The 17046-nt window shown below is 74.7% G+C and carries 13 protein-coding genes and 1 tRNA gene; 12 read left to right on the plus strand and 2 right to left on the minus strand.

Annotated features, from left to right (window positions below):
• Positions 1–137 precede the first annotated feature (137 nt).
• Positions 138–962: a glycerophosphodiester phosphodiesterase gene (locus tag ACIGW2_RS12965; RefSeq protein WP_361578822.1), complete on the minus strand. Its 825-nt coding sequence runs from the start codon at positions 960–962 to the stop codon at positions 138–140.
• Between the two features lie 153 nt (positions 963–1115).
• On the opposite strand from ACIGW2_RS12965, the gene ACIGW2_RS12970 reads away from it, so the two are divergent.
• The 12 genes from ACIGW2_RS12970 (at position 1116) to ACIGW2_RS13025 (ending at position 13119) form a co-directional block, all read left to right on the plus strand.
• Positions 1116–2609, plus strand: coding sequence for a S1C family serine protease (locus ACIGW2_RS12970; protein WP_399843305.1), 1494 nt, complete (start codon positions 1116–1118; stop codon positions 2607–2609).
• A 16-nt stretch (positions 2610–2625) separates the two neighbouring features.
• Entirely contained in the window at positions 2626–3369 is a 744-nt protein-coding gene (locus ACIGW2_RS12975; protein ID WP_399843308.1) for a hypothetical protein, read from the plus strand.
• A gap of 68 nt (positions 3370–3437) precedes the next feature.
• Positions 3438–3524 (plus strand) — tRNA-Ser (locus ACIGW2_RS12980).
• A gap of 605 nt (positions 3525–4129) precedes the next feature.
• Positions 4130–4435, plus strand: a complete 306-nt coding sequence (locus ACIGW2_RS12985) for a hypothetical protein (RefSeq protein WP_361578855.1) — start codon at positions 4130–4132, stop codon at positions 4433–4435.
• Between the two features lie 212 nt (positions 4436–4647).
• The gene (locus ACIGW2_RS12990) at positions 4648–5820 is read left to right on the plus strand and encodes an acyl-CoA dehydrogenase family protein (RefSeq protein ID WP_391655908.1); all 1173 of its coding nucleotides are present in this window, start codon (positions 4648–4650) and stop codon (positions 5818–5820) included.
• Complete coding sequence (locus ACIGW2_RS12995; protein ID WP_391655907.1) at positions 5817–6776, plus strand: bifunctional MaoC family dehydratase N-terminal/OB-fold nucleic acid binding domain-containing protein; 960 nt, start codon at positions 5817–5819, stop codon at positions 6774–6776. The genes ACIGW2_RS12990 and ACIGW2_RS12995 overlap by 4 nt, the downstream gene beginning before the upstream one ends.
• Position 6777: 1 nt before the next feature.
• Complete coding sequence (locus ACIGW2_RS13000) at positions 6778–7773, plus strand: acyl-CoA dehydrogenase family protein (RefSeq protein WP_391655906.1); 996 nt, start codon at positions 6778–6780, stop codon at positions 7771–7773.
• Positions 7770–8195 carry a MaoC/PaaZ C-terminal domain-containing protein gene (locus tag ACIGW2_RS13005; protein WP_391655905.1) on the plus strand — a complete coding sequence of 142 codons (426 nt, stop codon included), beginning with the start codon at positions 7770–7772 and terminating at the stop codon, positions 8193–8195. The genes ACIGW2_RS13000 and ACIGW2_RS13005 overlap by 4 nt, the downstream gene beginning before the upstream one ends.
• Entirely contained in the window at positions 8192–9358 is a 1167-nt protein-coding gene (locus tag ACIGW2_RS13010) for a lipid-transfer protein (RefSeq protein ID WP_399843314.1), read from the plus strand. Before ACIGW2_RS13005 ends, ACIGW2_RS13010 begins: the two co-directional genes overlap by 4 nt.
• 53 nt (positions 9359–9411) lie before the next feature.
• On the plus strand, positions 9412–10386 hold the full coding sequence (locus ACIGW2_RS13015) for a DUF1906 domain-containing protein (RefSeq protein WP_391655903.1): 975 nt from the start codon (positions 9412–9414) through the stop codon (positions 10384–10386).
• A gap of 318 nt (positions 10387–10704) precedes the next feature.
• A complete protein-coding gene (locus tag ACIGW2_RS13020) occupies positions 10705–11289 on the plus strand; it encodes a SigE family RNA polymerase sigma factor (protein WP_361578875.1) in 585 nt (194 codons plus the stop codon).
• 177 nt (positions 11290–11466) lie between these two features.
• On the plus strand, positions 11467–13119 hold the full coding sequence (locus ACIGW2_RS13025) for a long-chain fatty acid--CoA ligase (protein WP_391655902.1): 1653 nt from the start codon (positions 11467–11469) through the stop codon (positions 13117–13119).
• Between the two features lie 55 nt (positions 13120–13174).
• Here ACIGW2_RS13025 and ACIGW2_RS13030 read toward each other — a convergent pair whose 3' ends face one another.
• Positions 13175–17005, minus strand: coding sequence for a PAS domain-containing protein (locus ACIGW2_RS13030; RefSeq protein WP_399843318.1), 3831 nt, complete (start codon positions 17003–17005; stop codon positions 13175–13177).
• Positions 17006–17046 lie beyond the last annotated feature (41 nt).

Raw genomic sequence — 17046 nt, forward strand, 5'->3', positions numbered from 1 at the left:
CGTGACGATCGCGTACGTCCCGAACGCGCCGGTGCACACCCGGCACCCGTGGGGCGGCCGGTGCAAAAGGGGCGGAAGGGGGGCGGGAACGGGGGAAGGAACGGGGCGGGGAGGGGCGGCGGAACCGGGTCAGGGGGTCAGGCGCGGCCGAGCTGGGCGAGGACCTGCTTGGGCCGGTTGGTGATGATCGCGTCCACCCCGAGCCGTACGCACAGCTCCACGTCCTCCGGGTCGTCCACGGTCCACACGTGGACCTGGTGGCCGGCCTTCTGGAGCCGCAGGATCACGGCCGGGTTGTGCCGCACGATCCGCACGGAGGGCCCGGCGATCCGCGCGCCGGCCGGGAGTCCGCCGGTGCGCAGCCGCGGGGTGACGAACTGGGAGAGCGAGACGGTCGGCATGGTCGGCGACGCGGTGGCGATCCGGTGCAGCGAGCGCGGCGAGAAGCTCATGACCCGCACCGGGGACTCCTCGGGCGAGGCGGGCTTGGCGAGGCCGAAGCGGTCCAGGAGCTGGAGCAGCTTCTCCTCGACCTGGCCGGCCCAGCGGGTGGGGTGCTTGGTCTCGATGGCGAGCTCGACCCGGCGGCCGGCGTCGGAGACGAGCTCCAGGAGGCGTTCCAGGGTGAGCACGGAGGTGGCCTCCGGGTCGCCCCAGTCCGGGCTCTCGCCCGATTCGTCGCGGCCCTTCCAGGTGCCGAAGTCGAGCGCGGCGAGGTCGGCGAGCTCCAGGGCGGAGACGGCGCCGCGGCCGTTGGAGGTGCGGTTGACGCGCCGGTCGTGGACGCAGACCAGGTGGCCGTCGGCGGTGAGCCGGACGTCGCACTCGAGGGCGTCGGCGCCGTCCTCGATGGCCTTCACGTAGGCGGCCAGCGTGTGTTCGGGGGCGTCCTCGGAGGCGCCGCGGTGCGCGACGACCCGGACGGGGAGACGGGTGCTCGGCGGCTGCGGTGAGTGGGTCACCGCGACATGGTACGGGTGTCCGTTATGGCCCCATGTAAACAATCGAGTGCGGACGCACAGCTCCGGCTTACAGTGGCCTGACGTGCTGTGGGAAAAGCTGACCGCAGCACGATTTCCACCGCGACGGCCCGTGCAGTGAACGAGGAGAGAGCTGTGAGCACCGAGAACGAGGACGAGGGCACGAAGGTTCCGGCGGCCCCGGCGACTCCCGCGGTTCCGGCGGCTCCGGCGACTCCCGAGAACCCGGCGGACGGGGCCGGGCAGGTCCCTCCGGCGGCCGAGGCCCCGCAGGCCGCCGCGGCACCCCAGGCCGCGCCGGCACCCGAGGCGGCCCCGGCCGCTCCCGCGGTGCCTCCCACTCCTCCCCCGCCGGCGGCGCCTCCGGTCGCGCCCGAGCAGGCGACGGTCGCCGCGCCTGCGGCTGCGCCCGCCGCGCCGCAGGCCGCCGGTGGCTGGCCGCCCGCCCCGCCGGTGACCCCGGCGTGGGGCGCGCCGCAGGTGCCGCCGGGCCCGGAGGCGCCGCGCAAGCGCACCGGCGGGCTGGTGGCGGCGGTCCTCGTGGCGGCGCTGGTCGCGGGCGGGGTCGGTGGCGGCATCGGCTACTGGGCCGCGTCCCAGCGGGACGGCGACACGACGGGCTCGACGACGGTCTCCGCGGGCGACGCGCCCTCCTCCTTCAAGCGCGACCCGGGCACGGTCGCGGCGGTGGCGGCGAAGGCGCTGCCGAGCGTGGTCACCCTCCAGGCCAAGTCGGGCGGTTCGGAGGGCGAGGGCGGTACGGGCACCGGCTTCGTCTACGACAAGGAAGGCCACATCGTCACCAACAACCACGTGGTGGCGTCGGCGGCGAACGGCGGCACGCTGTCCGCGACCTTCTCCAACGGCAAGACGTACGACGCGGAGGTCGTCGGCCGTGCCGAGGGCTACGACGTGGCGGTCATCAAGCTGAAGAACGCGCCGTCGAACCTGACGCCGCTGCCGCTGGGCGACTCCGACAAGGTGGCGGTCGGCGACTCGACGATCGCGATCGGCGCGCCCTTCGGCCTGTCGAACACGGTCACCACGGGCATCATCAGCGCCAAGAACCGCCCGGTCGCCTCGGGCGACGGCGGTGGCGGCAAGAACTCGTACATGAGCGCGCTGCAGACCGACGCCTCGATCAACCCGGGCAACTCCGGCGGCCCGCTGCTCGACGCGAGCGGCGCGGTGATCGGCATCAACTCGGCGATCCAGTCGGCCGGCAGCGGCTTCGGCCAGTCCCAGGCCGGCTCGATCGGCCTCGGCTTCGCGATCCCGGTCAACCAGGCGCGCAACGTGGCCGAGCAGCTGATCAAGACGGGCAAGCCGGTGTACCCGGTCATCGGCGCCACGGTGAACATGCAGGACCGCGGCGAGGGCGCGGTCATCGCCGACACGGGCTCGGGCGGCACCCCCTCCCTCACCCCGAACGGCCCGGCCGCCAAGGCCGGTCTGAAGCCCGGCGACGTCATCACCGGCTTCGACGACCGCCAGATCGACAGCGGCCCCACCCTCATCAGCGAGATCTGGACCCACAAGCCCGGCGACACGGTCAAGCTCACCTACGAGCGCGACGGCAAGTCCACGACGACCACGGTCACCCTGGGCGAACGCACGGGCGACAGCTGACCTACAGTTCGCCGTCATGGCGAGACACGACGACACGACACCAGGCCCGCTTCCGGAAGGGAAGCGGGTCTGGCCGCGCAACGCGGCCCTGGCGCTGGCGGCCGCGGGAGCGGCCTTCCTGGTGCTGAAGCTCACGGGCACGGCCCCCACGGGCGGCGACGGGGGTGCGCCGGAGGACGAGGCCGCGCCGTCGGTGACCCCAGCCGCTCCGAGCACGACCGCCGCGGCCACCCCGGCGTCGGCGGCGGCCCGCCCGATGATCCCGCTCGACGACGTCTTCCCCGCCGCCGTGCCCGACGGCAAGGGCGGCCGCTTCACCAAGGTCGGCGCGGCCGTCCTGAACTCCTGCAAGGAACCCGGCGCGGTCGGTCCCCGTCTCGCGGCCCTGATCGACGCCTCCAAGGGCTGCGTCGGCGAGCAGGTGGCGCTCTACAAGGACGGGCGGAACAACCAGTACAACATCGCCGTCTTCACGATGAAGGACCCCGTCGACACGCTCCACCTGGTCACCGAACTCTCCGCCGCCTTCGACGACTACCAGGTCGCCGCCCAGGCCCCGCCCGCAGGCTCCGGCCTGCGCACCCTCTCGCCGACCAGCGGCATGGTCCAGTCGTTCGCCGGCGTCGGCCGCACGATGGTCGTCGGCCTGGGCCAGTGGTCCGACGGCCGCACCGCCGACTTCCAGAAGCTCGTCGACCAACTGACGCCCCTCCAGAACGCCGTCTCGACCAAGACCGCCGCCTACGAGCACGCCACCTGACAGCGTCCCTGCACGGGGCGCCCAGCCGGTAGGCTGTAGTCCGCTCCGCTGCTGGTAGGCGGGGCGAGGGTGGGTTGCCCGAGCGGCCTAAGGGAACGGTCTTGAAAACCGTCGAGGCAGCGATGTCTCCGTGGGTTCAAATCCCACACCCACCGCCGCAGGTCAGAGAGCGTGCAGATCAGAAGGGGTGTCCCGGTCCGGGGCGCCCCTTCGCCGTGGGGCGTGGCTCCCAGCGGCGACGTGAGCTGCCACAGCTCGTTCGACCGGACGCGCGCCGCCCGGACATTCCTCCGGGCGCCGTCCAGATGCGCGAGTGCCGCCGCGCGCTCGGCGGGATCCTCCGCTACGAGGCCGAACGCCCAGCCCAGTCGTGCGTGCCAGGCGTCGGCCGCCCCGTTCGTCATGACGGAGATCATCCCCCCGGAGCTGATAGGCGGAAAAGATGCCGAAACGCTTCGTCCCTTGGGGCGTACGGCCTCCCCGGCCCCGAGCCGTTATCGTCCCCTCGCGACACGCCTGAGCTGCGTCTTTGTTGGGCGTGAGGGGGTTTATCGACTTGTCCTCACGCTTGCGAGGGAATCGACCGCTCCGGGGTGGTTCGCCGGGGATTCGGTGGGCAAGTCTGGTCTCGCGACGTCGAGCACAACGACCCGGGCGGTCGGCCAACTGCCCCGGTGACAGCAGTAGTTGAGCAGCAGAAGTACCGCAGTGCAGCAGTTCCGAGCTTCAGACCAGAGCTTCAGTTCCTGGAGGAACACACATGGCAAGCATCCGTACCGCCCGCGTCCTCGCCGCTGCCGCCGCCCTGCCCCTCGCCGCCGCGCTCTTCGCGGGAGTGGCCCAGGCCGACAACGGTGGGTTCGCGAACGACGGATCGAATGCGAGCGTCGCCACGATCATCGGCAGCGGTGTCGGTGGCAACAACCACGGCAACTCCACCACCACCCAGCAGGTGGCGACCGGTTCCGGCGCCTCCAACCAGAACAACACCGCCAGCGTGAACGGCTCCGCCTTCACCCACATCGACCAGTCGAACGCGGTGGTCAACTTCTACCCCTGGTGGTGACCGGCCCGACGGGGGGAACGGCGTCGGAGGGGATGCCGGCGGGGTGAACGGCGGCCCGCACGACGGTACTTCGGTACCGGGCGTGCGGGCCGCCGCCGTGTACGGCCCCGGTGCTCTCGCTCCCTCGTCCCGGTCGCTTGACAGCGGTCCATCCACTGAAGGAATCTGACGGTCAGTCAGATTTTCGAAGGGACTCACGAGAGGCCGTCGCCGTGCACCTCGCCCCCACCGAACGGCAGCTACGGCTGCGCGCCGAGCTCCGCGCGTACTTCCGCGACGTGATGCCCGAAGGCCCGCCCCCCGCCGCCGACACCGCCGCCCAGCGCGCCCTGCTGCGCCGCATCGGCGCCGACGGATGGCTGGGGCTCGGCTGGCCCGAGGAGTACGGCGGGCAGGGGCGCGGGCCCGACGAGCAGTTCGTCTTCTTCGACGAGGCCTACCGGGCCGGCGCCCCCGTGTCCATGGTCACGCTCAACACCGTCGGCCCCACCCTCATGAAGTACGGCACCGAGGAACAGAAGGCCGACCTCCTCCCCCGCATCCTGCGCGGCGAGGCCGTCTTCGCCATCGGCTACAGCGAGCCCGAGGCCGGCACCGACCTCGCCTCGCTCCGTACCAGGGCCGTACGGGACGGCGACTCCTGGCGGATCGACGGGCAGAAGGTCTTCACCTCCAACGCCCAGAACGCCGACTGGATCTGGCTCGCCTGCCGCACCGCCACCGACCCGGAGACCCCGCGCCACCGCGGCATCTCGATCGTCCTCGTGCCCACGGACGCGCCCGGCTTCTCCTGGACGCCGATCCACACCGTCGGCGGGCTGACCACCACGGCCACCTACTACGACTCCGTACGCGTCCCCGCCGGCCACCTCGTCGGCGCCGAGAACGAGGGCTGGGGGCTCATCACCAACCAGCTCAACCACGAGCGGGTCGCCCTCGCCGCCATCGGCATGCAGGCCGAGGACTTCTACGGGGCCGCGCTCGCCGCCGCCCGCACCCCCGACCCGAACACCGGCCGGCGCCGGATCGACGAGCCCTGGGTACGGCTCCGCGCCGCCGAGGCGCACGCCCGGCTCGCCGCGACCCGGCTGCTCAACTGGCGGCTCGTCGGCGACGTCGGCGCGGGGCGGCTCGCGCCCGGCGACGCGAGCGGGGTGAAGTTCGCCGGCACCGAGTCCGCCGTCGAGGTCTACCGCATGTGCCAGGAGATCGCCGGCCCCGCCGCCCTCGTCCGCACCGGCTCGCCGGGCGCCTTCGACGGCGGCGAGCTGGAGCGCATGAACCGGGCCGCCCAGATCAACACCTTCGGGGGAGGAGTGAGCGAGGTGCAGCGCGAGATCGTCGCCACGATGCGGCTCGGCATGAAGGGGAGGGGACGCCGATGAGCCGGGAGGAGCCGGGGGAGTCCCCGAGCGGGCCGGAGGACTCCACGCCCCCCGCCGATGCCCTCTACGAACGGCTCAGGGCCTACGAAGGGCAGACCGCCTCCACCGCCTCCGTCGGCAAGGACCCGGTCAACGAGCCCATGATCCGGCACTGGTGTGAGGCCATGGGCGACGCCCACCCCGCCTACCGCGGGCCCGACGCCGTCGCGCCGCCCACCATGCTCCAGGCCTGGACCATGGGCGGTCTCTCCGGGCACCCGGACCGTTCCGGCGCGTACGAGGAACTGTCCGCGCTGCTCGACGGCGCCGGGTACACCTCCATCGTCGCCACCGACTGCGAGCAGGAGTACCTGCGGCCCCTGCGCCCCGGGGACGCCATCACCTTCGACGCCGTCATCGAGTCGGTCTCGCCCCGCAAGACCACCAAGCTCGGCACCGGCCACTTCATCACCACCCGCATGGACGTCCGGGCCGACGGCGAACTCGCCGGCACCCACCGCTTCCGGGTCCTCAAGTACGCCCCCGCCGCCAGGCGGAGCGAGCAGGAGCCGAAACCCCGGCGGCCCCGGCCCGTCGTCAACCGGGACAACGCCGGCTTCTGGGCCGGCGTCGCCGAGCACCGCCTCCTCGTCCAGCGCTGCGCCGACTGCGCGACCCTCCGCTTCCCCTGGCTGCCCGGCTGCAACGCGTGCGGCTCGCGCGCCTGGGACACCGTCGAGGCGAGCGGCGCGGGCACCGTCTACTCGTACGTCGTCATGCACCACCCGCCGTTCCCGGCCTTCGACCCCCCGTACGCCGTCGGTCTCGTCGAGCTCGCCGAGGGCGTCCGCATGATCAGCAACATCGTCGGCGTCCCGTACGACAAGGTCCGCGTCGGCATGCCCGTACGGCTGGAGTTCCTGCGCGTCGACGAGGACCTCGAACTGCCGGTCTTCCGCGCGGAGGAGGAGCGCTGACATGGACTTCGACCCCACCGAGGAGCAGGCCGCGGCCCGCGACCTCGCCGCCCGGATCTTCGCCGACCTCGCCACCCACGAGCGTCTCGCCGCCGCCGGCACCGGCTCGGACGCCGAGCTGTGGAAGGCGCTGTGCGCGGCCGGGCTCGTCGAGGCCGTCGAGGAGACCGGACTGCTCGGCCTGGTGCTGCTCGCCGAGGAGCAGGGGCGGACGACGGCGCAGGTGCCGTTCACGGCGAGCGCGGTCTACGGGGTGCTCGCCGTCGCCCGGCACGGCACCCCGGAGCAGCGGGACCGGCTGCTGCCCGGGCTGCGGGCCGGGACGACCGTCGTGACCGGCGCCTTCCCGGCGTCCTCGGCGGACTGGATCCCGTGGCTGCGGGACGCCACCCACGTCCTCGTCCCGGAGCCCGCGACGCGCACCCTGCGCCTCGTCCGCGTCACCGGACCCGTCGAGCCCGTCGCACTCACCGCCCCCTGGGCGGCCGGGCGCACCGCCCTCGCCCCGGCGGCCGGCGAGCGGATCGGCGGGCCCGGGCCGCACGCGTACGAGGACGTGCTCGCCGCCGCCCGGATCGCGTTCGCCGGGCTCCAGGCGGGGGTCTGCGCCGGATCGCTGGCGCGCGCCGTCGCGCACACCTCCGCCCGCGAGCAGTTCGGCCGCCCGCTCTCCTCGAACCAGGGCGTCCAACTGCGCGCCGCCGACGCGCACATGGACACCGAGTCGATCCGGGTGACGGCGTACGAGGCGGCCTGGCGGCACGACCGGGACCTGCCGTTCGCCGAGCACGCGCTGACCGCCGCCTGGTGGGCCGCCGAGGCGGGCAAGCGGGTCGTGCACGCCGGCCAGCACCTGCACGGCGGCCTGGGCGCGGACCTCGACCACCCGGTGCACCGGCACTTCCTGTGGGGCCGGCAGCTCGACGCGTACCTGGGCTGCGGCACCGAACTCCTCGCCGAACTCGGCGACCTGCTCGCGAAGGGAGACGCGGCATGAAGGCGGGCGACGAGCTGGAGCCGCTCACCATCCCCGTCACCCGCACCCTGATCGTCGCCGGGGCCATCGCCTCCCGCGACTACCAGGACGTGCACCACGACGCGGAACTGGCCCGGGCCAAGGGCTCCCCGGACATCTTCATGAACATCCTCACCACCAACGGCCTGGTCGGCCGCTACATCACCGACCGCCTCGGCCCGACCGCCGTGCTCCGCAAGGTCGCGATCCGGCTCGGCGCCCCCAACTACCCCGGAGACACCATGACGTTGACCGGGACGGTCACCCACGTCGACGCTCACGACGACGGCAGCCTGGTCCACGTGAAGGTCGTCGGCACCAACGGCATCGGCCACCACGTCACCGGCACCGTGACCGCGACGGTGACGGTGACGGCGGAGCGCGGTGTGGCGGGCACCCGATGAGCCCGCACACCCGGGACGCGCTCGGCGGGCGCGCCGCCATCGCCGGGATCGGGGCCACCGAGTTCTCCAAGGACTCCGGCCGCAGCGAGCTGACCCTCGCCGTGGAGGCCGTGCACGCGGCCCTCGACGACGCCGGGCTCGTCCCCGCCGACGTGGACGGCCTGGTCACCTTCACCATGGACACCAGCCCCGAGATCACCGTCGCCCAGGCGGCCGGCATCGGCGAGCTGTCCTTCTTCTCGCGGATCCACTACGGGGGCGGCGCGGCCTGCGCCACCGTGCAGCAGGCGGCCCTCGCCGTCGCGACCGGGATCGCCGAAGTCGTCGTCTGCTACCGGGCGTTCAACGAGCGCTCGGGCCGCCGCTTCGGCTCCGGCGTGCAGCACCGCGAGCCGTCCGCCGAGGGCGCGGCGCTCGGCTGGCAGCTGCCCTTCGGGCTGCTCACCCCGGCGTCCTGGGTCGCCATGGTCGCCCAGCGCTATCTGCACGTGTACGGGCTGACGCCGGACGCCTTCGGCCACGTCGCCGTGACCGACCGCCGCCATGCGGCGACGAACCCGGCCGCGTACTTCTACGGCAGGCCGATCACCCTCGCCGACCACGCCGCCTCGCGCTGGATCGCCGAGCCGCTGCGGCTGCTCGACTGCTGCCAGGAGACCGACGGCGGGCAGGCGATCGTCGTCACCTCCGTCGAACGCGCCCGCGACCTGCGCCGCCCGCCCGCGGTGATCACGGCCGCGGCCCAGGGCGCCGGGCGCGGCCAGGAGGCGATGACCAGCTTCTACCGGGACGGGCTCACCGGGCTGCCCGAGACGGGCGTGGTGGCCCGGCAGCTCTGGCGGACCTCGGGACTCGCGCCCGGCGACATCGACGTCGGCATCCTGTACGACCACTTCACGCCCTTCGTGCTGATGCAGCTGGAGGAGTTCGGCTTCTGCGCGCCGGGCGAGGCGGCCGACTTCGTCGCCGCCGACGCGCTGCCCCTCAACACCCACGGCGGACAGCTCGGCGAGGCCTATCTGCACGGCATGAACGGCATCGCGGAGGCCGTCCGGCAGGTGCGCGGGACCTCGGTCAACCAGGTGCCGGGAGCGGCCCGGGTGCTGGTGACGGCCGGCACCGGGGTTCCGACGTCCGGGTTGATCCTCGGCGCGGACGGCTGAACGACACGCCGCCAGCGGTGGCCGCGCGGGCCGGGGCGCTCTTCACTCGCGCCATGAGGAACGTCCTGCCGCGCGCCCCCCGCCCGCCGCGCCCCGCGCCCGGCCCCCGGTCCCTTGCGGGGCCCCGGACCCGCCCCCGGACGCCCGTCCGTGTCGCCGCCGCGGTCCTCCTGACGGCCGCCGCGCTCCTGATCGGGCCCGCCCACCACGGGGCCACCGGGCCCGCGGTACGGGCGGGCGCCCCCGGCGCCGTCCCGGGCGCGCCGGGCCCCGCGGCGGTCCGGGCCGTCGCCCCCGCCGCCGCGCCGCCCCACTTCGCGGGCCGCGCCTTCGACACCTGCGAGGCGCCGTCGGTCGCGGTGATGCGGGCCTGGCGGCGCTCCTCCCCGTACCGGGCCGTCGGCGTCTACTTCGGGGGCCGCGGCCGGGGCTGCCGCGCCCAGCGGGAGCTGAACCGGGGGTGGGTGGCCGCCGTGCACGCCCAGGGCTGGCGGATGCTGCCGCTGTTCGTCGGCTCGCAGCCGCCGTGCGTGCTCGTCGAGGCCAAGCGACGGTACGCGATCGGGCGCTCCCCCTGGACCCAGGGCACCCGCGAGGGCGCCGAGGCGGTGCGGGCCGCCCGGGCCCTGGGCTTCGCGCCCGGCAGTCCGCTCTACCTGGACATCGAGGCGTACCGCGCGGGCGACGCGCGCTGCGCCGCGACGACGGTGCGCTTCGTGCGCGGCTGGAACCGCGAGGTGCGGCGGCTCGGTTATCTGCCCGGCTTCTACAGCAGCGCCGAGACCGGCATCCGGCAGATGGAGCGGGAGCGGGCGGCGGGGACGCGGGACCTGCCGGCCGTGGTCTGGTTCGCGCGCTGGCTCGGCCGGCCCGCGCTGGAGTCGGAGCGCACGCTGCACCCGCGCGCCTGGCGCCCGCACGCCCGCATCCACCAGTACGCGGGCAACGTCACCGAGACGCACGGCGGGCGGCGGATCCGGATCGACCGCAGCCTGGTCGACGCCCCGGTCGCCCGCGTGACCCGCTGAGCCCCCGGACCGGGGCCCCGGCGGCCCCGATGGCCCCACCCGCTGAGGCGCCGCCCGGCCCTGACAGGCACCCCTGGGCCCCTGGCCCTGCCCCCCTGAACCCTGAGACCGGCCCCCGGGCCCTGAACCCCGGACCCTGAGGCCGGCCCCCTGCCCCCGCCCCCCGGACCCTGACGCCGGCCCCGGACCCTGACGCCCACCCCCCTCCGCTCCACCCTCAGGAGGTCGGGCCGTCCCCACCCCTACAACCTGAGGGGGAGTGCGGGTCGCGACCTGGGACCGATCCCCGGGCGGGCCGCCCGCTCATAGCGTGGAAGCATGACTCCGCCGCCCTCTGGCCCCGTCTGCGCCGGCGCCTCCACGGCCGCCGGCCGCCGGCCCGCCTCCGGACCCGCGCCGTTCGCCGCGTACCCGTCGTTCACCTCGTACGTCCGGGCCCGCGGCCCCGTCCTCCTGCGCACCGCGCGCTCGCTGACCGCGAACCACTCGGACGCCGAGGACCTGCTGCAGACCGCGCTCGCCAAGACCTTCATGGCCTGGGAGCGCATCGAGGACCATCGCGCCCTGGACGGCTACGTCCGCCGCGCGCTCCTGAACACCCGTACCTCGCAATGGCGCAAGCGCAAGGTCGACGAGTACGCGTGCGGCGACGACCTGCCGGAGCCCGCCGGGCTGCCGGAGGGCGACCCGGCGGAGCGCCAGGTGCTGCACGACGCGATGTGGCGGGCCGTCATGAAGCTCCCGGACCGCCAGCGGGCGATGGTCGTCCTCAGGTACTACGAGGACCTGAGCGAGGCGCAGACCGCCGAGGTGCTCGGGGTGTCGGTCGGGACCGTCAAGAGCGCGGTCTCGCGGGCGCTCGGAAAGCTCCGGGAGGACCCGGAGCTGGCCCCGGTGCGGTGACCCGGATCACCCCGTTTCTCCTCTCCCGACCGGACTCCGAGGGCGTTACCCTCAGTTACGCCAGTAATCACTGGCAATTTCAGTACTCTCGGGTAGTGACATACCGCGCGGTACGGGCGCAGAATCGCTGCACCCCCACACCCACTACTGCCGCGTAGCGCCCACCGGGAGGACGCCGTGCTGAGCACGATGCAGGACGTACCGCTGACCGTGACCCGCATCCTGGAACACGGGACGAGGATCCACGGGAAGTCCGTGATCACCACCTGGACCGGGGAGGCGGAGCCGCAGCGCCGCACCTTCGCCGAGACGGGCGCCCGCGTCGGACAGCTGGCGAACGCCCTGCGCGACGAACTCGGCGTCACCGCCGACGAGCGGGTCGCCACCCTCATGTGGAACAACGCCGAGCACGTCGAGGCGTACTTCGCGATCCCCGCCATGGGCGCGGTCGTCCACACCCTCAACCTGCGCCTGCCCGCCGAGCAGCTGGCCTGGATCGTCAACCACGCCGCCGACCGCGTGGTCCTCGTCAACGGCTCGCTGCTCCCGCTCCTCGCGCCGCTGCTGCCGCACCTGCCGACCGTCGAGCACGTGGTCGTCGCCGGCCCCGGCGACCGTTCCGTCCTGGACGGCGTGGCGCCGCGCGTGCACGACTACGAGGAGCTGATCGCCGGCCGCCCCACCACGTACGCCTGGCCCGAGCTGGACGAGCGCAGCGCCGCCGCGATGTGCTACACCTCCGGCACCACCGGCGACCCCAAGGGCGTCGTCTACTCCCACCGCTCGATCTACCTGCACTCCATGCAGGTCAACATGACCGAGTCGATGGGCCTCACCGACAAGGACACGACCCTGGTCGTGGTCCCGCAGTTCCACGTGCTCGCCTGGGGCCTGCCGCACGCCACCTTCATGACCGGCATCAACATGCTCATGCCGGACCGTTTCCTCCAGCCGGCCCCGCTCGCCGAGATGATCGAGCGCGAGAAGCCGACCCACGCCGCCGCCGTCCCCACCATTTGGCAGGGCCTGCTCGCCGAGGTCACCGCCAACCCCCGGGACCTCAGCTCGATGTCCCAGGTCACCATCGGCGGCGCCGCCTGCCCGCCCTCCCTCATGGAGGCGTACGACAAGCTGGGCGTCCGCCTCTGTCACGCCTGGGGCATGACGGAGACCTCCCCGCTCGGCACCATGGCCCACCCGCCGGCCGGGCTCACCCCGGAGGAGGAGTGGCCCTACCGCGTCACCCAGGGACGCTTCCCGGCCGGCGTCGAGGCCCGCCTGGTCGGCCCCGGCGGCGAGATCCTGCCCTGGGACGGCGAGTCGGCGGGCGAGCTGGAGGTCCGCGGCAACTGGATCGCCGGCGCCTACTACGGCGGCGCGGCCGGCGAACCCTTCCGCCCCGACGACAAGTTCAGCGAGGACGGCTGGCTCAAGACCGGCGACGTCGGCGTCATCAGCTCCGACGGCTACCTCACCCTCACCGACCGCGCCAAGGACGTCATCAAGTCCGGCGGCGAGTGGATCTCCTCCGTCGAGCTGGAGAACGCCCTCATGGGCCACCCGGCCGTCGCCGAGGCCGCCGTCGTCGCCGTCCCCGACGAGAAGTGGGGCGAGCGCCCGCTCGCGACCGTCGTCCTCAAGGAGGGCGCGAGCGCGGGCTACGAGGAGCTGAAGGCCTTCCTCGCCGCCGAGGGCGGCATCGCCAAGTGGCAGCTGCCGGAGCGCTGGGCGATCGTGCCGGCCGTGCCGAAGACCAGCGTCGGCAAGTTCGACAAGAAGGTGATCCGCAAGCAGTACGCGGACGGCGAGCTGGACGTGACCCAGCTCTAGGCCCTGTCCGCCGCGGCGGACAGGGCGGTCGGCGCCAACCAGCCCCCGGTAAGGGCTAGTTGGTGCCGATCTTCGCAAGCAGGTCCACGATCCGGGCCTGCACCTCGTCGCTCGTCGAGCGCTCGGCGAGGAACAGCACCGTCTCCCCCGAGGACAGCTTCGGCAGCTCCGCCTCGTCGAGGTCGGTCGAGGTGTAGACGACCAGCGGGGTGCGGTTCAACTGCCCGTTCGCCCGCAGCCAGTCGATGATCCCGGCCCGCCGGCGGCGCACCTGCATGAGGTCCATCACGACCAGGTTCGGCCGGATCTGCTGGGCCAGCGCGACCGCCTCGGTGTCGGTCGCCGCCCGCGCCACCTGCATGCCGCGCCGCTCCAGGGTCGCCGCGAGCGCCTGCGCGATGTCCTCGTGCTCCTCGATGACCAGGACGCGGGACGGGTGCTGCTCGCTGTCCCGGGGCGCCAGGGCCTTGAGCAGGACCGCCGGGTCGGCGCCGTACGCCGCCTCCCGGGTCGCCTGCCCGAGCCCGGCCGCGAGCAGCACCGGCACCTCGGCCGCCACGGCGGCCTGCCGCAGTGACTGCAGCGCGGTCCGGGTGATGGGCCCGGTCAGCGGGTCGACGAAGAGCGCGGCCGGGAAGGCGGCGATCTGCGCGTCGACCTCCTCGCGGGAGTGCACGATCACCGGCCGGTAGCCGCGGTCGCTCAGGGCTTGCTGGGTCGATACGTCCGGCGCGGGCCAGACCAGCAGCCGGCGCGGGTTGTCGAGCGGCTCCGGGGGCAGTTCGTCGTCGACCGGCTGCGGCGCCGGCTGGTTCGCGACCTCCACCGCACCGCCCGGGCCGTCCAGCGGCTCCGGCCCCTCGGCCGAGCCCTCGGCGGGCGCCTCTATCGCGTACGCCCGCCCCTCCGGCGCCGGAGCGGGCGCCGGTACGGGCAGCGGCATGGGCACGGGCGCCGGCGCGGGCGCGGATACGGGCGCGGATACGGGCGTGGGCATGGGGGCCGCCGCGGGCAGCGGCTGCTCCACCGGCGGGTGGGCCTTCGCCGGTCCGGACACCGCCTCGGGCGCGGGCTGCCGGCCCTCCTCCGCCGGGTTGCCGAGCTTGCGCCGCCGGCCGGAGGGCGTGGCGGGCACGGCGGGAGACCCGGGCGGGTTGGCGGCGGGCAGCGGCGCGGCCGGCGTCGGAGTCGCGGAGGTCGGCCTGGCCGGAGTGGCCCGAGTGGCCGGAGTGACGGGAGTGACGGGAGTGGCCGCGGCGGAGGGCTGCACGAAGGGCACGCCCTGGCCCAGGGTGCGCACGCTGAAGGCACGCCCCTGCGTGCCGCCCTCCCGCGGCGGCGCGGGCATCTCGGGCGGCAGCGGCACGGAACCGGTGCCGGTGCCGGTGGCGGGGGTGGCGGTTCCGGTGGCGGCGGTGCCCGTGGCCGTCGCCGTGGGCAGCGGGTGCGGCTGCGGCGGGGTGTGGTCGTGCTCCGGGAGCGCCCGTACGGCTTCGTGGTCGCCCTGGTCGCCCTGGCTGCCCGGGATTTCGGCGGGTACGGGGGCCGGGGCCTCGGCGGCGGGCCCCATCGCGAACGGCGTGCGCGGTCCGGCCTCGGCCGCCGCGGCCCGCTCCTGCGCGGCAGCGAGCGCCCGGCGGCGCCGGCCGGTGGGCTGCGGGGCGGACCCGGGCTGGGGCGCGGAGGCGACGGCGGGCAGCGCCAGGGCGGCCGGGGCCTGCTGGGCGGGCGGGGCCTGCGGGGCCTCGGTCTTGGCGTCGACCGGGACGCCCTGGGGCGGCACCGTGTCACCGAGCGCCGGACGGCCCTGCGCGCTCTCGGCGGCCGTCATCACCGCGCCCTCGGCGGGCCGCCCGCGACGGCGACCGGTGCCGGAGGCGGGCACCGGGGCGGGCGCCTCGGCGGGCGCGCTCTGCGCGGGGATCAGCTCCGCCGGGGTACCGGCGGCCGGGGTGTCGCCGGCCCGGCCGCGCCGCCGGCCGGTCGGCTGCGGGGCGGGCGTGCCCTCGGGCGCCGTCGGGCTCTCCAGGAACGCGTCCGTCGACGCCCGGCGGGCCCGCCGCCGTCCGCCGCCCTGCGCGTCGGCGGGAGCGAGCTGCGCGGGGAGACCGGCGAGTTCGCCGCCGGGGCCCTGCTCGGCCCCGGGGGCCTGCTCGCCGCCGGGGCCCGCCGGGACCGCCACGGCCTCGGCCGGCTCCGCGGGCTGCGGCGGCTCCGCCGCTCCCGGGGCAGCGGCCTCCGGTCGGGCCGGCCGCTGCTCCTCCGGGCGCTCGGACAGGACCGGGGGGTGCGGCACGGTGCCGCGGCCGGCGCCGAGGGGCAGCTCGACGACGTACGCCCCGCCGGTCGTCCCCGGCACCTCGTGGGTCTGCAGCACACCGCCGTGCGCGCTGACGATGCCGCGCACGATCGGCTGGTGGACCGGGTCGCCGCCCGCGTACGGGCCGCGGACCTCGATCCGTACGACGTCACCGCGCTGGGCGGCGGCCACCACGATCGTCGAGTCGGCGTAGCCGCCGGCCTGGGGCGCGGCCTTGCTCTTGCCGGTGGCGTCGACCCCGGCCACGTCGGCGACCAGGTGGGCGAGCGCGGTGGTGAGGCGGTCGGCGTCGACCTCGGCCTCGATCGGCGGCGCGTGCACGGCGAACTGGGCCCGCCCCGGGCCGATCAGCTCGACCGCCCCGTCGATGCCGCCGGTGACGATGCCGGAGAGCAGGACGACACCCTTGTCGAGCTCCTCGGCGCCCGCGTCGAGCCGCTGGAAGCCGAGCACGTTGTCGACGAGGGCGGTCATCCGGGCGTAGCCGGCGGCGAGGTGGTGGAGCAGCTGGTTGGCCTCGGGCCACAGCTGTCCGGCGTCGTCGGCGGCCAGGGTGCCCAGCTCGGTGCGCAGCTCCTCCAGCGGGCCGCGCAACGACTCGCCGAGCACGGCGGTCAGCTGCTCGTGCCGGGCGGTCACCGCGGCGAGCCGCGCCCGCTCCTCGGCCAGCTCCGCCTCGTACCGCTCCTTCTCCTGCTCCCGCTCGGCCGTCAGCCGCTCGGTGAGGTCGGCGAGCTCGGTGGCGTGGGCCTCGACGAGCTGCTCGTAGGGCCGGCGATCGGTGAAGGTCATGACGGCGCCGACGAGCTGGTCCCCGTCCCGTACCGGCGCGGTGGTCAGGTCGACCGGCACCCGGTCGCCGTTCTTCGCCCACAGCACCTGCCCGCGGACCCGGTGCTTGCGGCCCGACTTGAGGGTGTCGGCGAGCGGGGACTCCTCGTACGGGAAGGGCTGGCCGTCGGCGCGCTTGGGGAGGATCAGCGGGTGCAGCTCGGCGCCGCCGAGCTCGCCGGCCCGGTAGCCGAGGATCTGCGCGAAGGCGGGGTTCACGAGCACGACCCGGCCGTCGGTGTCGGTGCCGACCACGCCCTCGGACGCGGCGCGCAGGATCATCTCGGTCTGGCGCTGGGAGCGGGCGAGTTCGGCCTCGGTGTCGAGGGTGCCGGTGAGGTCGCGGACGACGAGCATGAGGAGCTCGTCGCCGGTGTAGCCGCTGTACGAGTCGTAGGCCTCGCGGCCGTCCTCCAGGCTGGCACTGGTCACCTCGACGGGGAACTCCCCGCCGTCGGTGCGCCGGGCCATCATCCGGGTCGGCCGGGTGCGGCCGCGCTCGTCGGCGGCCTCGGGGCGGCGCATCGAGCCGGGGATGAGGCGCGAGTCGAAGTCGGGCAGCAGGTCGAGCAGCCCGCGCCCGACGAGGGCGGTGCCGGGGGTCTCGAACATGCCGAGGGCGATGGTGTTGGCGTTGACGACCGTGCCGTTGCAGTTGACGAGCACGAGGCCGTCCGGGAGGGCGTCGAGTATGGCTGCGAGGCGAGCAGCGCCTCGGGACGGCCTGCTGCTCACGAGACGCTTCCTCCCTGAACCCACTGCCACCGCACGTGCCC

The organism is Streptomyces sp. NPDC053541 (assembly GCF_044544705.1).
In the GTDB taxonomy this organism is placed as follows: Bacteria; Actinomycetota; Actinomycetes; order Streptomycetales; family Streptomycetaceae; genus Streptomyces.

Excerpts from the sequence above, each read along its gene's own strand:
- ACIGW2_RS13005 (WP_391655905.1), top strand. The coding sequence starts at position 7,770 with ATGAAGGCGGGCGACGAGCTGGAGCCGCTCACCATCCCCGTCACCCGC.
- ACIGW2_RS13015 (WP_391655903.1), top strand. The coding sequence starts at position 9,412 with ATGAGGAACGTCCTGCCGCGCGCCCCCCGCCCGCCGCGCCCCGCGCCC.
- ACIGW2_RS12995 (WP_391655907.1), top strand. The coding sequence starts at position 5,817 with ATGAGCCGGGAGGAGCCGGGGGAGTCCCCGAGCGGGCCGGAGGACTCC.
- ACIGW2_RS13000 (WP_391655906.1), top strand. The coding sequence starts at position 6,778 with ATGGACTTCGACCCCACCGAGGAGCAGGCCGCGGCCCGCGACCTCGCC.
- ACIGW2_RS13020 (WP_361578875.1), top strand. The coding sequence starts at position 10,705 with ATGACTCCGCCGCCCTCTGGCCCCGTCTGCGCCGGCGCCTCCACGGCC.
- ACIGW2_RS12975 (WP_399843308.1), top strand. The coding sequence starts at position 2,626 with ATGGCGAGACACGACGACACGACACCAGGCCCGCTTCCGGAAGGGAAG.
- ACIGW2_RS12985 (WP_361578855.1), top strand. The coding sequence starts at position 4,130 with ATGGCAAGCATCCGTACCGCCCGCGTCCTCGCCGCTGCCGCCGCCCTG.
- ACIGW2_RS13010 (WP_399843314.1), top strand. The coding sequence starts at position 8,192 with ATGAGCCCGCACACCCGGGACGCGCTCGGCGGGCGCGCCGCCATCGCC.